The 18438-nt window shown below is 67.2% G+C and carries 15 protein-coding genes and 1 tRNA gene; 6 read left to right on the forward strand and 10 right to left on the reverse strand.

Features of this window, described 5'->3' with window-relative positions:
* Positions 1-33 precede the first annotated feature (33 nt).
* The gene (locus D892_RS0111595; protein WP_024801396.1) at positions 34-369 is read left to right on the forward strand and encodes a hypothetical protein; all 336 of its coding nucleotides are present in this window, start codon (positions 34-36) and stop codon (positions 367-369) included.
* Here the strand turns inward: D892_RS0111595 and D892_RS0111600 are convergent.
* Positions 358-3213, reverse strand: a complete 2856-nt coding sequence (locus D892_RS0111600; protein WP_024801397.1) for a hypothetical protein — start codon at positions 3211-3213, stop codon at positions 358-360. The genes D892_RS0111595 and D892_RS0111600 overlap by 12 nt on opposite strands.
* A gap of 226 nt (positions 3214-3439) precedes the next feature.
* On the opposite strand from D892_RS0111600, the gene D892_RS0111605 reads away from it, so the two are divergent.
* The 3 genes from D892_RS0111605 (at position 3440) to D892_RS43620 (ending at position 5513) form a co-directional block, all read left to right on the forward strand.
* Positions 3440-3733: a helix-turn-helix transcriptional regulator gene (locus D892_RS0111605; RefSeq protein WP_051499613.1), complete on the forward strand. Its 294-nt coding sequence runs from the start codon at positions 3440-3442 to the stop codon at positions 3731-3733.
* Between the two features lie 85 nt (positions 3734-3818).
* Entirely contained in the window at positions 3819-4823 is a 1005-nt protein-coding gene (locus tag D892_RS0111610; RefSeq protein WP_024801399.1) for an LLM class flavin-dependent oxidoreductase, read from the forward strand.
* A 78-nt stretch (positions 4824-4901) separates the two neighbouring features.
* The gene (locus tag D892_RS43620) at positions 4902-5513 is read left to right on the forward strand and encodes an MspA family porin (RefSeq protein WP_084161033.1); all 612 of its coding nucleotides are present in this window, start codon (positions 4902-4904) and stop codon (positions 5511-5513) included.
* Positions 5514-5546: 33 nt separating this feature from the next.
* Here D892_RS43620 and D892_RS0111620 read toward each other — a convergent pair whose 3' ends face one another.
* Complete coding sequence (locus D892_RS0111620) at positions 5547-5765, reverse strand: DUF6480 family protein (RefSeq protein ID WP_024801401.1); 219 nt, start codon at positions 5763-5765, stop codon at positions 5547-5549.
* Positions 5766-6136: 371 nt separating this feature from the next.
* On the opposite strand from D892_RS0111620, the gene D892_RS46565 reads away from it, so the two are divergent.
* Positions 6137-6280: a hypothetical protein gene (locus tag D892_RS46565; RefSeq protein ID WP_156959470.1), complete on the forward strand. Its 144-nt coding sequence runs from the start codon at positions 6137-6139 to the stop codon at positions 6278-6280.
* Between the two features lie 69 nt (positions 6281-6349).
* On the opposite strand, the gene D892_RS0111630 is transcribed toward D892_RS46565, so the two are convergent.
* Positions 6350-6745 (reverse strand): metalloregulator ArsR/SmtB family transcription factor, encoded by a 396-nt coding sequence (locus D892_RS0111630; protein ID WP_024801402.1) that lies wholly within the window; start codon positions 6743-6745, stop codon positions 6350-6352.
* A gap of 62 nt (positions 6746-6807) precedes the next feature.
* Between D892_RS0111630 and D892_RS0111635 the strand changes: the two genes are divergently transcribed.
* Positions 6808-8169: an MFS transporter gene (locus D892_RS0111635; RefSeq protein ID WP_024801403.1), complete on the forward strand. Its 1362-nt coding sequence runs from the start codon at positions 6808-6810 to the stop codon at positions 8167-8169.
* 131 nt (positions 8170-8300) lie between these two features.
* On the opposite strand, the gene D892_RS0111640 is transcribed toward D892_RS0111635, so the two are convergent.
* From D892_RS0111640 to dnaN, 7 genes are all read right to left on the reverse strand, one after another.
* Positions 8301-8374 (reverse strand) — tRNA-Ile (locus D892_RS0111640).
* Positions 8375-8481: 107 nt separating this feature from the next.
* Positions 8482-9135, reverse strand: a complete 654-nt coding sequence (locus D892_RS46570) for a DUF3566 domain-containing protein (protein WP_024801404.1) — start codon at positions 9133-9135, stop codon at positions 8482-8484.
* 336 nt (positions 9136-9471) lie between these two features.
* The gene (gene gyrA, locus D892_RS0111650) at positions 9472-11982 is read right to left on the reverse strand and encodes a DNA gyrase subunit A (protein ID WP_024801405.1); all 2511 of its coding nucleotides are present in this window, start codon (positions 11980-11982) and stop codon (positions 9472-9474) included.
* 124 nt (positions 11983-12106) lie between these two features.
* Positions 12107-14140, reverse strand: a complete 2034-nt coding sequence (gene gyrB, locus D892_RS0111655; RefSeq protein WP_024801406.1) for a DNA topoisomerase (ATP-hydrolyzing) subunit B — start codon at positions 14138-14140, stop codon at positions 12107-12109.
* Between the two features lie 451 nt (positions 14141-14591).
* Positions 14592-15176 (reverse strand): DUF721 family protein, encoded by a 585-nt coding sequence (locus tag D892_RS0111660; protein WP_024801407.1) that lies wholly within the window; start codon positions 15174-15176, stop codon positions 14592-14594.
* A 145-nt stretch (positions 15177-15321) separates the two neighbouring features.
* Positions 15322-16545 (reverse strand): DNA replication/repair protein RecF, encoded by a 1224-nt coding sequence (recF, locus tag D892_RS0111665; RefSeq protein ID WP_024801408.1) that lies wholly within the window; start codon positions 16543-16545, stop codon positions 15322-15324.
* Between the two features lie 178 nt (positions 16546-16723).
* The gene (gene dnaN, locus D892_RS0111670) at positions 16724-17893 is read right to left on the reverse strand and encodes a DNA polymerase III subunit beta (protein ID WP_024801409.1); all 1170 of its coding nucleotides are present in this window, start codon (positions 17891-17893) and stop codon (positions 16724-16726) included.
* Between the last annotated feature and the right edge of the window lie 545 nt (positions 17894-18438).

The following is an 18438-nucleotide window of genomic DNA, read 5'->3' on the forward strand; positions in this document are numbered from 1 at the left end:
GGCACATCCGGGCGATGGCCATAGTGTTGCGCTATGACTTCCGGAGACGGTTCGGTCCTGGCCACCAGACACCTCGCCGTGGGCGGCAAACCCGTGCACGTGACGATCGGCCGGCCGCACCCGGATCCGGCGGCCGACGACCGCGAATTCACCTGCCATATCGCCATCGAGGGTATGACCGTCGCCCCGATCCGGCTGCGCAGCAACGCCGGAACGCCCGCGCGCACCGTCGCCGTGGGCATTCGCAAGACCGCCGAGCGCCTATCGGTCAGCGTGGCCGAACTGTTGTCCGACGCACAGGTGGGGGTCGGCCCGTACGGTCGGCGCCCACCACCGGACGTTTCGCTGGGCCGGTCGTCATCCCGGTGACCGGTCGCCCTCTTTCGGCGGGCACCACGCGGAGGGCGTATGTCCCTCCGCGGTCCCGCAGAATCCGATGATGTCGGTGTTCACATCCCCGTGGACGACCTGCAGGATGGCGACCGGCTTATCTTTCGGTACCTGCCGGGTGATCTCGCCGCCGTAGTCGATGGTGCCGCTGACACCGTCGATCTGGCGTTGCTCCGTGGGGTATCGGTGGATGTCGGTGATCTCGCGCCAGACGGTGCCCGGCGTCGTCGGATGGCTGACCGGGCCGGTGTGCAGGTAGCTCGTCGCCCGGATCAGAACCTGCGCGGCGTCGTAGGCCAGCGCCGCGTGCCCGTCGAGTGATCGGCCGTGTTCCGGGTTCCGCTCGAACGGGAACAGCTCCTCGAGCGTCTGATAGAAGTTCAGCTCCTCACCGTTACGCTCCGTGATCGGCGGAGCGACGGCGAACGAGGCGTAGTAGAAGTTCAGCGTCCGGTTGGCCTGGCGTTTCGGCGCGGCGGCCACGTACCGGCTGACATCGTCGTCACCGATGAACACGGCCTTGCTCGAGCACGCGCCGGCCGCGTCCAGAAAGTCGCCGTAATCGGGCAGCCCGCGCCCGGCGAAGAACACGTATCCGTCGTATCCACAGGTGCTCCGCCCGGCGTCAGCAGCCCGGCCCGGTGTGAACGACCGCGGGTCGGCGTCGAAGCCCTTGGCCGAGAACTCGATTCGCGCGTTGTCGCGCAGGTCCGAACTGTAGGTATCGGCCGAGTCGTCGGAATAGTAGATCCGTACCTTACGGGCACCCGAGGACCCTTTCGCATGATCGTCCGCGAAGGCCGCCACGACCTGGGCCTCGGTCTTGTTGGTCGGAGCCACCTGGAAATACATGGGGCGCCCGGTGCCCAGGCTCTCCTGCGACAGGGTCGAGGCGACCATCGGCAGGCCGGCATTGCTGAGGACCTCGATCATGTCCGCGGTCGCCCGCGTGCTCAGGTCCAGCCCGACCACACCGACCAGGCGCTCGTCCCGGTCGGCCAGTTCGCCGAGTTGCCGGGCCACCGTCGCCGCCTGCAGCATGCCCTTCCCGCCGTTCGCGATCAGCACGCGCACGATCGGAGCGTCGTCCCCCTGCCTGCTCGTCAACTGCCGTTGTTGTGCGGCCGCAACGCCTTCCAGCCCCTCGCGCTCGGCCGTGAGCGAATCGGCAGTGCCGTCGGACGAGGTGAGCGCCTGCGGGTAGGCGATGGTGATGTAGGGCCGTTTCGGGAAGTCCTCGTGCAGCCGTTCGGCCGCTTCGTTCTGTGCGGCAATGGTGTTTTCGACGCTGCGGATGTGCGGATCCGACGGCTCGAACAGACTGTGCGACCCGTCGCTGATGCCGATGCACTCGGCCCCGACCCGGTGCACCGACGACGTGAAACTCCAGCAGTGGTCGCGGTGGTACCCGACCGGAATGGTGGCCAGCCCGGCGCACAGGATCACGACGCCGGAGATGCGGACCGCGCGGTTGTAGACCAGTGGTGGCCGCACAGCCTTTCTCTCGTCGTCGGTTTGGAGATCGAAGCCGCTGAATCCGTCCGGGCCGTCGTCGGAACTCCCGGTCGCCGAGCCGGGCGCGGGGAGGGAGATCGGCAGGTACCAGGTGATCGGCTTGCGTTTGCGCCGATTCACCGACAGCTCGTTCCGCCACTCCGTATAAGCGGACGATGCGGACACGGCCGCCGTGGGCGCCGCCGGATCGGAGCTGCGGCGGCTGGGACCGAGGTGCCGGTGCCGGCCGACACCGACGATCAACAGCGGGTCGAACAGTCCGGTCTGGTTCCGGATCTCGTTCACCAGCCAGAGCAGGCGGTCTCCCCCGCCGACCAGGGCCGCGTCGTCGAGCAGCAGCACCGGATAGGTCATCCGGCGGGTGCGGGTGATGTTCCACCACGGCAATCGGTAGCCGCGCCGCAGGTCCTCGAGAAAGGCGTTCACCAGCAGGCGGGCAACATATTCCGGGTCCTCGCCCCGCCAGCGCCCGAGCCGGTCGGCGAACCGCACGAACGTTCCCGACAGGTCCGGCGCCAGGTGTGGTTGCCGCATGAACCACCGGTATCGGCCGGACAGCAACGGAATTCGGCCGGTCAGCGCCAAGCGGAAGATTCCGAGCGTCACGACGTACATCAGCCACAGCGGGGCCCGCCACCGGGTCTGTTCGAGGGCGATGTCCCGGTCCGCGGTCCGCACCGCGCTCTCGATGTGCCGCATGACGCCGTACTGCCGAAACAGGCGCCGGTACCAGCGATCACGATCCGGCTCGTCTTCGCCGGGGCCGCTGCGCATCAGCAGATACACCAGCGAGAACAGCGGAAACTGTAGCCGCCGACCGCGTTTGTCGTCGCTGACGAGTTTGTTGCGCGCCTCCCACAGCAGGTTTCGAACGGCCTCGACGTCGGCATAGGAGAACTCGCCACGTCGCGGTTCGTCCCAGGGCACCCCCTCGAAACCTCCTGTGCCCGACTGCTTGTCACCGTCGGTACTCGATCGCTCGGCCCGGCTCCGCACGTGCGCATACGGTGGGCGCGCATCGGCGGGCGTCGCACCCTTCAAGAAGCCCGCGATGTTTCCGGTCACCAGGGCACTCAGGTCGTTGTCGCCCTCGGTCGCCGAATCATTCTCGGGCGTAACGAGATAGACCATGGGCAGGCCGCGCAGTTCCGACCGCCCGTCCTTGGAATACGCACCGCCCCACCGCAGATCGCCGGTCAGTTTGCGCGGCCAGTCGCTGTACCGCGGGCGCTGATACAGCGCGCCGATCAACCGATAGACACGGCCTGCACCCGGGAAATTGGGGACCTTGTCCCCCGGTCTGTCCATTGCCGTGTTTCTCCCCACTCGCGCTCGATCCGCATGCGCGCCGCACGACACGACGCTGCCCCCGGAACCCTCCGCCATCGTGGCACATGCCCGTGGGCCCGGTCCCGATACGCGCGGTATTCCCAGGTCGGTGCCGTCGGGCGAACCCGGTGAGCAGCGTCATGATGCCGAGCGCCGGACCGCGGCGTAATTTCGTTTATAAGCGAAATAACGAACGGCGGTGGTGATGCTCGACGAGTGCAAGGCGCTGGCGAACGAGACTCGGCTGCACATCCTGGAATGGCTCAAGGACCCGGAAGCGAATTTCCCGGGGCGGGCCGGGGACGCCGCGGAGTTCGGCGTCTGCGTCGGGCTCATCCAGCAGAGGGCGGGGACCTCGGCCTCGACGATCTCGGCGCATCTGGCGGTCCTGCAGCGCGCCGGATTCCTGCGCGCCACCCGGCGCGGGCAGTGGACCTACTACCGCCGCGACGACGCCCGCATCCGCGCCTTCACCGAACAACTCCACCGTGCCCTCTGACACCGGCTCCTCTCATGCCGAGCCTCCCGACACCGAGCCTCCCGATATCGGGCCCTCCGACCACTACTCGAAAGGCAGCGACGCCATGCCCACCGCCCTGTCCGTCCTCGACCTGGCGACGATCTCGCCCGGCGACACCGCCCGCGACAGCTTCGACAACAGCGTCACCCTCGCCCGCGCCGCCGAGCGCAGCGGATACCGCCGCGTCTGGTACGCCGAGCACCACAGCATGGAGCAGATCGCGTCGAGCGCCACCAGCGTGCTGATCGGATACGTTGCGGCACATACCGAGACGATCCGGCTCGGCGCCGGCGGCATCATGCTGCCCAATCACTCGCCGCTGGTGATCGCCGAACAGTTCGGCACCCTCGAAACCATGTATCCGGGCCGGATCGACCTCGGGCTGGGCCGGGCGCCCGGCAGCGATCAGAAGACGATGCTCGCGCTGCGGCGCGACCCGTCCTCGGCCGACTCCTTCCCGCAGGACGTGCTGGAGTTGCAGGGGTACCTGGCCGGGCGGTCGAGAGTCCCCGGCGTGCAGGCGGTCCCGCGACCCGACTCCGAGGTGCCGCTCTACATTCTGGGCTCGTCGCTGTTCGGCGCCCAGCTCGCCGCGCACCTGGGACTCCCGTACGCCTTCGCGTCGCACTTCGCCCCGGACGCGCTGCATCAGGCCGTCACCGCCTACCGCGACACCTTCCAGCCGTCCCACCAGCTGCCGGAACCGTACGTGATGGCCGGGGTCAACGTGTTCGCCGCGGACGACCACGACGAGGCGGCGGACCAGAAGGCGACGGCGTACCGCAACCGCGCACGGATGATGATCAAGCGCGGCGCGGCGGACACCGTGCTTACCGACGCCGAGATCGACGCGTTCCTGGCCTCCCCGAACGGCCGCCCACTCACCACCATGACGAAGTACACCGCCGTCGGCACGCCCGCCGAAGTCCGTTCGTACCTGGACGATTTCGCCGACTCCATCGGGGCCGACGAGCTGATCCTCACCCACCAGGCCACCCGGATCGCCGACCGCGTACGGTCGGTCGAACTCACCGGCGCCGCCATGGCCGCGGACGTCCCGGCCGGCTGAGCTTTCCGGAATTCGATCCGACACCGCCGAAATCGTTGATTATCCGAAATCAAGACACGTCCCGCTACGATTGCGCGCATGCCATTTCGTCTCGCTAAATTCGTTCTGTCATGCGCGGCATCGGCTGCAACTATCGGAACCACGGTGATGTGCGCCGCGCCCGTATCGGCGGAGGTGGTGCCGATGGCACCGCACGAGAAGACCTTCACCTCACCGGACGGACCGACATTCGTTCTCGGTCATCAGGACGAGCTGATCGACAAGGTACCGCCGCTGAACGCATCCGGCGCGGTCCGTGAAGTATTCATCTCCGAATCCGCGTATACCCGCTCTGACAGCGCCAGCGGGGGAACGCTGATGGTCGGTTACCACGTCGGGTGTGCCGTCGAACTGTCCGGCGCCAGCGTGGGAGAATCGCCCACCGCATACATCAATCCGTCGCAATTTGGCCAGACCGATCTCGGACCGACCGTTTCGGTGAACGTAGCGCCGGGCAGCGTGAAGGACGTACCACTAATCAAAAAGGATGCAGTAAAGGGAGTCCCGGCCCGCGTCAACCTCCGCGACGTCCACCTGGTGATCAACGGATGCATCGGCCCCGCGGTCGTCCGCCAGTACGCGGTCATGCAGCTGCACACCGACGAACTCGACGACATGGGCGTCGTTTATGGCGATCCATTGTGGATCTGACCGTATCGGGGTCGGCAGATCGGCACCGTCGTTTCAGAACACGATGACGGCCACGGCGAGGAAGACAACGACCAGCACGACGATCACGACGATCGCACCGACGCCGGTGATCGGAAACCGTCGACGAGTGCGCGGTTCGGGTGCGGAAAGGCCGGCGGTTTGCGGTGTTTCCGGCGGTGTCGAGCCCGGCGGCACGCCGCCACCTGTCTCCAGGTCGGGCGTCCTCGCGGGGTCGGGATCCATAGCGGACATGGCCCCTCCCTCCGTCAGGGATTACCGGTCGGTGTCGGTGGATCCGTCGGCTTACCGGACAGTTTCCGGCGTGCGACCACCACACCGACCAGGACCGCCAAGGCGATGATTGCGACGAGTTCCATGTTCGCCGCATACCCGCCGATGCGGATGCCAACCACGGCCCGGCTACCGATCGATCCGGTGCCGACTCGACCGCCTGAACTCCGTGTATCCGCCGACAGTGTGGCCGACCTTACGTCCGTCGTCCGACTGAGATTCCGGATGTCCGGGTACTGCGATCGTAAGCTGACAGGCGCGACCCGTCCTGTTGCAAACGGCCTGGTCGCCGATCGGCAGACGCGCACCACGCCGAGATCGAGAGGTGTTTCATGCAGGAAATAAAGATCCCGCTGTACCACCCCGCCCGTCCCGAAGCCGTTGAATGGCCGGAGCCGAGCCCGTTGAAGTCCTGGTGGGAGCGGGTGATGTTCGCCCAGCGGGACGGCGGAGCCCCGGGTGACGGCGAAATATAGCTCGGTGCAAGCGGACTGGAGAACACCGTCGCCGTGTACATCGGCGACGACGACCGTGAATCGGAGGCTCTACTGCTGTTCGGCCCGTCGGCCTTCGGCGATCGGCCGGACATCGGCGTCGGCGCGATGGTGCTGCGGCACGCCGGGGCCGGCGTGTTCGGCATTGTGCACCGCGTCGGTGACCAGCTGGCGGATGTGTTCGTTCTCGAGCCGGTAGTAGATCGTCGTACCGGCGCGACGGGTCTGCACCAACCGCACCATCCGCAGCTTCGCCAGATGCTGCGATACCGACGGCGCGGGCTTGCCGATGTGCTCGGCGAGTTCGTTCACCGACAGCTCCGCGTCGGCGAGCGCCCACAACACCTGGATACGGGTGGTGTCGGCCAGCATGCGGAACACCTCGACCACCAGACGCACCTGGTCCTCGTCGATCCGGGTTCTCGGTTTCCCGCTATCTGCGTTCATACGTAGATAGTAAGGTAATCACCGGGCCCGGCCACAGCGAGCCAGTACGGCACGGGCAGGAGGTGGACGCGGCGGTGTGGGAGCTGTTCGGCCATCGCGATTATCGGCATCTGTTCACCGCACAGCTGTCGGCGCTGTTCGGTACCGGCCTGACCACCGTGGCGCTGGGGCTGCTGGCCTATGAACTGGCCGGCACCGGGGCGGGGGCCGTCCTGGGTGCGGCGCTGACGATCAAGATGGTCACCTATGTGACGGTGGCGCCGGTGGCGGCGGGCTACGCCGGCCGGGTGCCGCGGCGATTGTTGCTGGTGACACTCGATCTGGCGCGGGCCCTCGTCGTCCTGGCCTTGCCGTTCGTGGATCAGGTGTGGCAGATCTACCTGCTGATCGCGGTGCTGCAGTCGGCCTCGGCGGCGTTCACCCCGACCTTCCAGGCGGTGCTGCCCGACATCCTGCCCGCCGAGGGCGACTACACCCGGGCGTTGTCGGCCGCACAACTGGCCTCGACGATGGAGACCCTGCTCAGCCCGATGCTCGCGGCAATGCTGTTGAGCGTGATCAGCTTTCACTGGTTGTTCACCGGTACAGCGATCGGCTTCGTCGCCTCCGCGGCCCTGGTGGTCACCACCCGCATCCCCGACGCCATCCGCAGTCCGCTGACCGGGGTGTGCGACCGGACGGCGGCCGGCATGCGGATCTTCGCCGCCACGCCCCGGCTACGCGGGCTGATGGGCCTGAATCTGGTTGTGGCCGCGGTCGGTTCGGTGGTCATGGTCAACACCGTCAACTTCGTCCGCGATGCCCTCGGCGGCTCGCAGGCGGAGGTGGCTGTCGTGTTGGCCGCCAACGGGTTCGGCACCATGGCCGCCGCCCTGGCACTGCCCCGGATCCTCGACCGGACCGGAGAACGGCCGATCATGACGCTCGGCGCGACCGTATCGGGCACGGGCCTGATATCCGCGATCGCCCTGTCGTCGGCCGGGGACAGCGGGTGGCGATGGCCGATCGCGCTGACGGTCTGGGCGGTGATCGGCGCCGGCGCCGGATTGATCCTGACTCCCGCGGGGCGTGTGCTGCGGCGATCGTCGCGCCCTCCGGACCGTCCCGCGCTCTTCGCCGCCCAGTTCTCGCTGTCGCACCTGTGCTGGCTCATCGCCTACCCGATCGCCGGATGGCTCGCCACCACAACGAATTTCACCACCGCCTGGCTGGTGCTGGCGGCCCTGGCCGCGATCGGCGCCGCCACCGCCGCCCGCTGCTGGCCCCGCCCCGACCCCGATGCCCTCGAACACACCCACCACGGCGACGAGATCGACCCGGCCCACGTCCACGACGCCCACCCCGTCGGAGCCGGCCGCTACCGCCACACCCATATGTTCGTCATCGACGACAACCACCGCCGCTGGCCGATCACCGTGAGCTGATCGCCGGGCCGAGCACGGAATCCGGAGTGATGCTGCCTTCTCGCTGCCTACATCGGCGAAATCGACCGGGAAGCTCCCGGAATGACGACAGCCCCTGACCGAAATGATCGGCCGGGGCTGTTCGTATGGTGTGGGTCTAGGAGGACTTGAACCTCCGACCTCTTCGTTATCAGCGAAGCGCTCTAACCGCCTGAGCTATAGACCCATATGACTCTCGGACCGTGATCCCCGAGCCGAGTGCAGAGATTACCGGACTCGACCGGCTACAACCAAAACCGCTGGTGGCAAGGCTGTAGCCGGTCGATCGAGCTACTAGTCCGGGTCGGCCAGGGTGACCTGGACGCCGCCCACCAGGTCGGTGCACTGGTTGTAGATGAATACACCGACGGTCGACAGCGCGGTCAGGAGAACGACGTTGATCAGGCCGATCACCGCCGCGTACCCGAATACCGAGCCGGCGTCGATCAAGGACGACGACGAGCTGCTGCCGTTGGACATGATGTCGGTGAAGCTGCTGTTCAGCCGGTCCCACACACCCATGCCGGACAGCACGATGTACAGGAAGCCGACCGCCAGCATCCACACGAAGAACATCGACACGCTGATCACCAGCGAGACCTTGAGCGTCGACCACGGGTCGACGTGGCGCACCTGCACGGTCGCGCGCAACGGCGCACCGCCCGCGGCCGCGGCCACGGCAGCCGGCACGGCCGGCGAGACGCCCGTGGGCGGCTGGCCGGGCGCGGGCTGTTCGGCATGCGGTAGTGGATGCCGCAGTTCGGACAGATCCGGCATGTCCTTGACCAGTTCCGGCCGGGAGATGCTGCGCGTGGGCCCGTCGATACCGACGGACTTCACCATCGCCGCCTCCTTGCGGGCCGCCTTGGCCGCCAGGTCCGCGGTGGTGCGGGCGTTGGTGACGCCACCGCCGAGACCGACCGGCGCCGAGGGCGGACGCCCCGCCACCGGCGGCTGCCCGGGACGGTTCAGATTCGACTGGGGCTCCCGCTGCGGCAGCTGCGACCATCCCTCCTCGAACCGCGCCGTCTCGTTGTCGGCCGGTCCCTGCTGGTTCGCCGTCTCACCCTGCTGTTCGGGGGCATCTCGGAGTGGCCGCCCGAACCGCTGTCACCCGACCCCGGCCGCGGAATGGGCCGCGGCGGAATCGGGGACGGCGCGATTCGCTCGGTCACGCCGTTGGCGTGATGCCGCTCGTCGTTCGGCTGATTCGGAGTGGTCAATTGGGATTCCTCAGATCCTTCGTGCCGCCGCTGCCTGTAAAGAAACTACTGCTACCCGAACCTACTGCTTATCGCCACCGGTGGCTTCCTCTTCGTCGGAAACCTGGTCGGGCTCATCGGCGTTACGTGCGATAGCAAGCAAGGTATCGCCCTCGCCGAGGTTCATCAATCGCACGCCCTTGGTCTGCCGTCCGGCCTTGCGTACCTGATTGGACGCTGTCCGGATGACGCCACCGCTCGAGGTGATCGCGTAGATCTCGTCCTCGTCGTCGACGATGAGCGCGCCCACCAGCGTGCCACGTTTGGGGTCGTATTGGATAGTCAATACGCCTTTACCCCCGCGGCCCTGTGCCGTGTACTCCTCTATCGCGGTGCGCTTGGCGTAGCCGCCGGAGGTCGCCACGAGCAGGTAGGTGTCGTTGCGGACCACGTTCAGCGAGAGCAGCCAGTCGTCGGTATTGAACCGCATGCCCTGGACGCCGGAGGTGGCGCGGCCCATCGGGCGCAGCACCTCGTCGTCGGCGGCGAAGCGGATCGACTGGCCGTGCGCGGACACCAGCAGCAGGTCGTCGTCGCCGGAACACAGTGCGGCGCCGACCAATTCGTCGGTTCCGCGCAGGTTGACCGCGACGATGCCGCCCGAGCGGTTGGAGTCGAAATCGGTCAGCCGCGACTTCTTCACCAGGCCGTTCTTGGTGGCCAGCACCAGATACGGCGCGTCCTCATAGGACTTGATCTGGATGACCTGGGCGATCTTCTCCTCGGGCTGGAACGCCAGCAGGTTGGCCACGTGCTGGCCGCGCGCGGTGCGGTTGGCCTCGGGCAGCTCGTAGGCCTTGGCCCGGTAGACCCGGCCCAGGTTGGTGAAGAACAGCAGCCAATCGTGCGTCGAACTCACAAAGAAGTGCTTGACCAGGTCGTCCTGCTTGAGCCCGGCGCCCATCACGCCCTTGCCGCCGCGCTTCTGGCTGCGGTAGAGGTCGGTCCGGGTGCGCTTGGCGTAACCGGTCTGGGTGATGGTGACGACCACGTCCTCGCGTGCTATCAGGTCCTCGTCGGCGACGTCGCCGTCGGCCGCCACGATCTTGGTGCGCCGGTCGTCGCCGTGCTTGTCGACGATCTCCTTCAGCTCGTCGCGGACGATCGCGCGCTGCCGCTCCGGCTTCTCCAGGATGTCCTTCAGATCGGCGATCTCGAGTTCGATCTTCGCCAGTTCGTCGACGATCTTCTGACGTTCCAGGGCCGACAGCCGGCGCAGCTGCATGTCCAGGATCGCCGTCGCCTGGATCTCGTCGATCTCGAGCAGGTCCATCAACCCGGTGCGCGCGGTCTCGGTATCGGCCGAGCGCCGGATCAGGGCGATGACCTCGTCGAGCGCGTCCAGCGCCTTGACCAGACCGCGCAGGATGTGGGCGCGCTCCTCGGCCTTGCGCAGGCGGTAGCGGGTGCGCCGGACGATGACGTCCAACTGATGGTGGACGTAGAGCCGGATCAGCTGATCCAGCCGCATGGTGCGCGGCACGCCGTCGACGATGGCGAGCATGTTGGCGCCGAAACTGGTCTGCAGCTGGGTGTGCTTGTACAGATTGTTCAGCACGACCTTGGCGACGGCGTCGCGCTTGACCGTGACCACGATCCGCAGGCCGGCGCGGTCGGAGGATTCGTCGTGGACATCCGCGATGCCCGCGATCTTGCCGTCCTTCACCTGCTCGGCGATCGAGTTGACGAAGTTGTCGGTGTTGACCTGGTACGGCAGCTCGGTGATGACGATCGTGGTGCGGCCGCGGTTGTCCTCCTCGATCTCGACCACACCGCGCATGCGGATCGAGCCGCGACCGGTCTTGTACGCATCCTGGATGCCCTGACCGCCGACGATCAGGCCGTGCGTCGGGAAGTCCGGGCCCTTGATCGCCTCCATGCAGGCGGCGAGGGTGGTCTCCTCGTCGGCGTCGTGGTTCTCCAGCGCCCAGTAGATCGCGTCGGCGACCTCGCGCAGGTTGTGCGGCGGCACATTGGTGGCCATACCGACCGCGATGCCACCTGAACCATTGATCAACAGGTTGGGGACACGGCTGGGGAGAACGACGGGCTCCTGCGAGCGGCCGTCGTAGTTCGCCACGAAATCGACGGTCTCCTCGTCGATCTCCCGCAGCATCTCCATGGCCAGCGGCGTGAGCCGGCATTCGGTGTAGCGCATGGCCGCCGGGCCGTCGTTGCCGCGCGAACCGAAGTTGCCCTGTGGATCGACCAGTGGATAACGCATCGACCACGGCTGCGCCATGCGCACCAGGGTGTCGTAGATCGGCACGTCGCCGTGCGGGTGATAGTTACCCATGGTCTCGGCGACCGGGCGGGCCGACTTCACGTATCCGCGATCGGGCCGGTACCCGTTGTCGTGCATCGCGTACAGGATGCGGCGGTGCACCGGCTTCAGGCCGTCGCGCACCTCGGGCAGCGCACGCCCCACGATCACGCTCATCGCGTAATCGATGTAGCTGTTCTGCATCTCCTGCTGGATATCGACCGGTTCGATCCGGTCGCCCCCCTCGGGGGGCAGTGTGGTCTCGGTCATCGAGTCTCCTTACCCGCGAAGGAAATCCGGATGGTGCTCTCGGATAACCCCGGGCCGGGTTGTCATCTGGGAAGTCTGCACGAGTTGGGCGGCGCCGGACGGGTCGTCCGGGCGGCACACCGGATCACAGGTCGAGGAAGCGGACGTCCTTGGCATTGCGCGTGATGAAGCTGCGCCGGGCCTCGACGTCTTCGCCCATCAGGACGCTGAACAGCTCGTCGGCCGCGGCCGCGTCGTCCAGCGTCACCAGGCGGAGCAACCGGGTCTCCGGGTTCATGGTGGTCTCCCACAGCTCCTTCGGGTTCATCTCGCCGAGACCCTTGTAGCGCTGCACGCCGTCGTCCTTGTTGATCTTCTTGCCGGACGACAGGCCGCGTTCCATCATCGCGTCGCGCTCGCGGTCGGAGTAGGCGTACTCCGGTGCGCCGCGCTGCCACTTCAGCTTGTACAGCGGCGGGCAGGACAGATACACGTGCCCCTGTTCGACCAGCGGGCGCATGAACCGGAACAGCAGCGTCAGCAACAGCGTCGTGATGTGCTGGCCGTCGACGTCGGCGTCCGCCATCAAGATGATCTTGTGGTAGCGCAGCTTCGTGATGTCGAACTCGTCGTGGATGCCGGTGCCGAACGCCGTGATGATCGACTGGACCTCGTTGTTCTTGAGTACCTTGTCGATCCGCGACTTCTCGACGTTGATGATCTTGCCGCGGATCGGCAGGATCGCCTGATACATCGAATCGCGCCCGGACTTGGCCGAGCCGCCGGCGGAGTCACCCTCGACGATGTATATCTCCGACAGCCGCGGATCCTTGGACCGGCAGTCGGCCAGCTTGCCGGGCAGGCCGCCCAGATCCGTCGCACTCTTGCGCCGCACCAGCTCCCGCGCCTTGCGCGCCGCGACCCGGGCCTGCGCCGAGGACACCGCCTTCTGCACGATGGTCTTCGCATCGGCCGGATTGGCCTCCAGCCAGTGCGCCAGATGCTCGTTGCAGGCGCGCTGCACGAACGACTTCACCTCGGTATTGCCCAGCTTGGTCTTGGTCTGGCCCTCGAACTGCGGATCGCCGACCTTCACGCTCACGATGGCGGTCAGGCCCTCCCGGATATCGTCGCCGGTGAGGTTGCCGTCCTTCTCCTTGATGAGCTTCTTGTCCTTGGCGTACTTGTTCACCACCGAGGTCAGCGCGGCGCGGAAGCCCTCCTCGTGGGTGCCGCCCTCGTGCGTGTTGATGGTGTTGGCGAAGGTGTGCACGGATTCGGAATATCCCGAGTTCCACTGCATGGCCACCTCGAGCTCGTGCCCGGTGCCCTTGGCGGTGAAGCCCACGACCGTGTTGTGGATCGGCTGCTTGGACCGGTTGATGTGCTTGACGAAGTCCATCAGGCCGCCGGGGTAGTGGTACGTGCGCGACTTGACCTTGTGCTCGACCGGCGCGGCCTCGGACTGCTTGGGAGCCTCGGCCGTATCGCTGACCACTTCCTCGGTGACGTCGGATTCGGTGACCCGCTCATCGGTGAAGGTGATGTGGAGGCCCTTGTTCAGGAACGCCATCTCCTGCAGCCGCCGCGCCACGGTCTCGAAGTTGTAGGTGGTGGTCTCGAAGATCTCGGGATCGGCCCAGAAGCGAGTGGTGTTGCCGGTCTTCTTGGTCGGATCGCCCTTGGTCAGCTTGCCCGGTTTGGCGTCCTTGTAGTCCTGCGTCCAGTGGTAGCCGTCCCGGTCGATCTCCAACTCGACCCGGGTGGACAGCGCGTTGACCACCGAAATACCGACGCCGTGCAGACCACCGGACACGGCATAGGCGTCGGAGTCGAACTTGCCGCCGGCATGCAGCTGGGTCATGACGACCTCCACGGTCGGGATGCCCTGCTTGTGCATCTCGACGGGGATGCCGCGGCCGTCGTCCTTCACCTCGACGCCGCCGTCGGCGAGCAGCGTGACATCGATCCGCGAGGCGTACCCGGCCATCGCCTCGTCGACGGAGTTGTCCACAACCTCCTGGATCAGGTGGTGCAGACCGCGCTCACCGGTGGAGCCGATGTACATACCCGGGCGCTTGCGGACGGCTTCGAGGCCTTCCAGGACCGTGATGTTGGAGGCACCGTAGTCCTGATGGCTCTGCGTCGAGCCGGTCGCTTTGGAGTCTTTGGCAGCCACTGCTCGGTAGCTCTCCTTACTTGCTGATCCTTCGGCACAGCGTCGGGCAGCACGCGTGTGGTTCCCCGATCGACATCTGCTCGAGATCACGAACTGCTCGAGAATTACGGGTCCTCGCGCGGGCTTGCCCGGAACGCGCCGACGGTATCGCCGCTAGTTACTCCCCCATCCTACTGGCACACCCGCCCCAGGATGCATCTATGACACCCCTGAGAGCGTCGTGAGTGCGTGAAATCGGTCGCTGCCGGGTCCGGTTGTAGGTCTCGGCGCTTCAGCGGGTCACAGCGGCTCGTCGAGATGAGGCCGGGAAGTTAGCGGGAGGGTTGAGCGATCCCGGCGATCACCCCCGCTACGGATTCCGGCCGGGCCGCGCCGGGGAAACCTGTCCGCGCTGGATACGAGCTTACGGCATGCGTATTCCACAGGCGCCGAGCAGGTTCCACGTGAAACGTCAGCCGTAGGTGTCGCGCGGGCCGCGCCCTCGGATGTGCCGCTCACCCTTGCGCCAACTCGGAGCTGCCGGGCCGCTGATCTTCAGCGAGGTGACCACGCCCTGCCCCACCGCGGCGTTGATCTTCGCCAGGATCTGGGACTGCAACATGCGCAGTTGCGTTGCCCAGGCGGTGGATTCCGCCTGGATGCTCAGTACGCCGTCGGTCAGCGACACCGGATTCGCATGTGCCGCGACATCCTCCCCGACCACGCTCGCCCACCGGCCGAACACCATGCCCTCGGCGACCTTGCCCGACCAGCCACGGCTCTTGGCCAGGGCGCCGGCCAGGTTGGACAGTCGCTGTGGATCGCGCTCGTCGGGGCGGGCGCCGGACCACCCGGAACGCCTGCGCAAGGCGCGCACACCGCCCTTGCGCGGGGAGGCCCGGCCCTGGCCGACGGCCTTGCCACTGGCCCTGGCCGCGGCACGGGCCTCCTCCAGGGCACGGCGGGCCAGGTCGATGCCGCGCGGTTCGGAACCGGGTTCGGCGGGTGCGGGCTGGGCGGGACCGGTCCCGTCGCCGTACTCGGGCTCATCCGTCACCGTCGCTCCTTCCACCGACAGTCGATTTCCCGCCGCGGCCGGTTCGGCACACGCCGGGCATTGCAGGACAGGCTAGCGGCTCGGCACCCGACTTCCGGCGTGCCGCAGCGGGTGTCACGTGACATAGTCGCGGCGGGGCGTTTTCTCACCGCTCCGCGGTCGAATCGATCGGCGGTGCGGCGGATTCGCCGGCCGGGTCATCGATCCGGGACGTGCGCTGATCGGCCTCCCCCGTGGTCTCGATCCGTACCGGGGCGGCCTCGAGTTCGGCCGGGACGTCGTCGGCGACGGCCGCGGTGATCAGGACCTGCTCCGCGGTGGCGGCCACCGAGGCCAGGGCGGACCGGCGGCGGCGGTCCAGTTCGGCGAATACGTCGTCGAGCAACAGCACCGGATCGGTGCCGACGCTGCGCAGCAGTTCGAAGGCCGCCAACCGCAGCGCAAGCGCATACGACCACGATTCGCCGTGACTGGCGAAACCCTTCGCCGGCGCCGAACCGAGCATCAGCTCCAGGTCGTCGCGGTGCGGTCCGACCAGACAGACTCCGCGTTCCAGTTCCTTGTTGCGGGCGGCGGCCAGCTCGCGCACCATGGTCGACTCCAGCGCCTCGGCGTCATCGGGCTGCGGCGCCCTGCCGAGTTCCAGGAACTCCGGTGGCAGGTAGGAGCTGCGGTAGCGGATCGCCGCGGGCCGCGATTCCGGGGCGATCGAGCCGTACGCCTGCTCCAGGTAGGGATGCAGCTCGTGCACCAGCCGCAGCCGCTGCGCCAGCAGTTGCGAACCGTGCGTGGCGAGGTGGCCGTCCCACACATCCAGCGTGCCGAGCTCGGCGGGCGTACCCGAGCGCGACCGAGACTGCCGCCCCGCGGTTTTCAGCAGCGCCGAGCGCTGCCGCAGCACCCGGTCGTAATCGGACCGAACCCCGGCGAGGCGGGGTAACCGCGCTGTGCACAACTCGTCGAGAAAGCGGCGCCGCTCCGACGGATCACCACGGACCAGCGCCAGATCCTCCGGAGCGAACAGGACCGTCTGCAGAATTCCCAGGATCTCCCGCGGTCGCCGCACCGGCGAGCGGTTGATCTGGGCACGATTCGCCGAGCCCTGGTTCAATTCGATATCGATGCGCAGTTCCCGCCCGGAGTTCACCACGGTCGCACCGATCCGGGACCGCGTCGCGCCCAGGCGGATCAGGGGCGCGTCCGTCGCCACGCGATGCGACCCGAGGGTCGCGAGATAACCGAGCGCCTCGACCAGGTTGGTCTTGCCGTTTCCGTTCGAGCCGAGGAATACGGTCCGCCCGACGGGCAGTTCGACTTCGGCCTGCTCCCACGAGCGAAAATCACGCAGACTCAACGCTCTGACGTGCATCGCTCAGTTCACCGTCCCCGCGGTCAACGCTGTGCACAACCTCGGCTCGGGGTACGTACCGTCCCCGCGCCGAGAGTTCTACACAGAGTTATCAACAATGTTCACAGCCCGGCTCCGGCGGGAAGCCGGAGCCCGCCGCACGCTCGGTGCGGGCGAGCTACCGGGACACCCGGCGGCCTCAGCCCGGCAGCCGAACCGGCATCAACAGGTAGGTGAAGTTGCCGGCAAGCGGGGCGAACGCTCCGGATTCGAGCACCTCGGGCTCCTCCTCACCGGTCGGGCACAGCACGGCCGGACGGCTGGGGGTGGTGAATCCGAAGGTCACGCGGTCGGAATGCAGTGCCGAGAGACCGTCGTTGAGGTACCCCGGGTTGAAGGCGATGGTCAGCGCCTCGCCCCGGAACTCGGCCTCCAGCCATTCCTCGGCGCGGCCCGCGTCGTCGCCGCCGGCCGAGAGCTGCAACCCCTGATCGGAGAACTCCAACCGCACCTGCGCGCCGCGCTCGGCCACCAGGGCAACGCGCTTGATGGCATCGATCAGCGCACTGACCTGGAGGGTGGCGATCGAGGTGTGTTCCTTGGGGAGCAACTGGCGGAACTTGGGGAATTCCGCGTCGAGCAGCCGGGTGGTGGTGCGGCGGCCTCCGTTGACGATGCCGAGCAGGCCGTCCGTGCCGGTGCCGAAGGCCAGCTGCACCGAGGAGGCGGAGGAGCCCAGGGTCTTGGCGGCCTCCGAGAGTGTCCGGGCCGGGACCAGGACGGCCGTTTCCACGTCCGGGCTGCCGGGCTGCCACTCCAGGTGCCGGACCGCGAGCCGGAACCGGTCGGTGGCGGCGAGGACGACCTTCGGCCCCTCGATCTCGACGCGGATGCCGGTCAGCATCGGCAGCGTGTCGTCCCGGCCCGCAGCGACCGCCACCTGGCCGACGGCCTCGGAGAACACATCGACGGCCAGTTCACCGGTCTGCGGCGGCAGCTCGGGCAGCTGGGGGTAATCCTCGACCGGCATGGTCGGCAGCGAGAACTTCGCACTGCCGCAGGCGATCAGCACGCGGGTGCCGTCGACGGAGACGTCCACCGGCTTGTTGGACAGGGCCTTGGTGATATCGGCCAGCAGCCTGCCGGAGACCAGCACCTGCCCGGGGCCCGCCACCTCGGCGGCGACCCGCATCTGCGCGGAGACTTCGTAGTCGAAACCCGAAACGGTCAGCCCGTCCTCGTCGGCAACCAGGAGAACGCCGCCGAGCACCGGAACCGGCGGGCGCGACGGCAGGCTGCGAGCCACCCAGGCGACGGATTCCGCGAAATCCTCGCGAGCGACCCGAAACTTCATGCTTGCAAGCTCCATCGCCCGGTATGTCCTCTCCCAGTCTCGATCGGTCGTGATCCGTTCGGCTCATCGCCGGCTCATTCAGGGGTGTTCTGGAACGGGTTGTTCTGGATCGGCCGCTCCGCCGTGCAGTGTGGCACAGGCGACCGACATCAAACCGTACCCGTGCGAGCCCGAGATCACCACGCCACCCCTCCGCCCGGTGCGTCGCGCGGATCCGCGGGGGCTGCTTCCGGTTTCCTCCCTGCCGAATCGATTCGGTGGGTGACCGACTGCCGATCGTGTCGTTGCCTCCCGAACCGGATTTCCACACAGCCTGTCTTCAAAGAAGTAATAGAGGAAGAAGAACTGAAACAGTAGTAGGCGCTGTGGATTCTGTGGACTCCGCGCGAATCGGCTGCTCACGGAGCGTGGCACGCTGGGGATGTCCGGCTGGTGACTCGAGGATGAACGGCGAGGGCCTGTGGAGGTTACGAATCCGTCCCCCGTCCGTCCTCGAGCGGTCCTCGAGTTCTTCCATCATGATGCCCGGTTTGTACACACCTGTGTGCGAAGCAGTGGAC

The organism is Nocardia sp. BMG51109 (assembly GCF_000526215.1).
Classification (GTDB): Bacteria; Actinomycetota; Actinomycetes; order Mycobacteriales; family Mycobacteriaceae; genus Nocardia.

Bases quoted from the DNA above. Each gene is read 5' to 3' on its own strand.
- D892_RS0111595 (WP_024801396.1), top strand. From the start codon at position 34: ATGACTTCCGGAGACGGTTCGGTCCTGGCCACCAGACACCTCGCCGTG.
- D892_RS0111600 (WP_024801397.1), bottom strand. From the start codon at position 3,213: ATGGACAGACCGGGGGACAAGGTCCCCAATTTCCCGGGTGCAGGCCGT.
- D892_RS0111605 (WP_051499613.1), top strand. From the start codon at position 3,440: ATGCTCGACGAGTGCAAGGCGCTGGCGAACGAGACTCGGCTGCACATC.
- D892_RS0111610 (WP_024801399.1), top strand. From the start codon at position 3,819: ATGCCCACCGCCCTGTCCGTCCTCGACCTGGCGACGATCTCGCCCGGC.
- D892_RS43620 (WP_084161033.1), top strand. From the start codon at position 4,902: ATGCCATTTCGTCTCGCTAAATTCGTTCTGTCATGCGCGGCATCGGCT.
- D892_RS0111620 (WP_024801401.1), bottom strand. From the start codon at position 5,765: ATGTCCGCTATGGATCCCGACCCCGCGAGGACGCCCGACCTGGAGACA.
- D892_RS46565 (WP_156959470.1), top strand. From the start codon at position 6,137: ATGCAGGAAATAAAGATCCCGCTGTACCACCCCGCCCGTCCCGAAGCC.
- D892_RS0111630 (WP_024801402.1), bottom strand. From the start codon at position 6,745: ATGAACGCAGATAGCGGGAAACCGAGAACCCGGATCGACGAGGACCAG.
- gyrA (WP_024801405.1), bottom strand. From the start codon at position 11,982: ATGACCGAGACCACACTGCCCCCCGAGGGGGGCGACCGGATCGAACCG.
- recF (WP_024801408.1), bottom strand. From the start codon at position 16,545: ATGCACGTCAGAGCGTTGAGTCTGCGTGATTTTCGCTCGTGGGAGCAG.
- dnaN (WP_024801409.1), bottom strand. From the start codon at position 17,893: ATGGAGCTTGCAAGCATGAAGTTTCGGGTCGCTCGCGAGGATTTCGCG.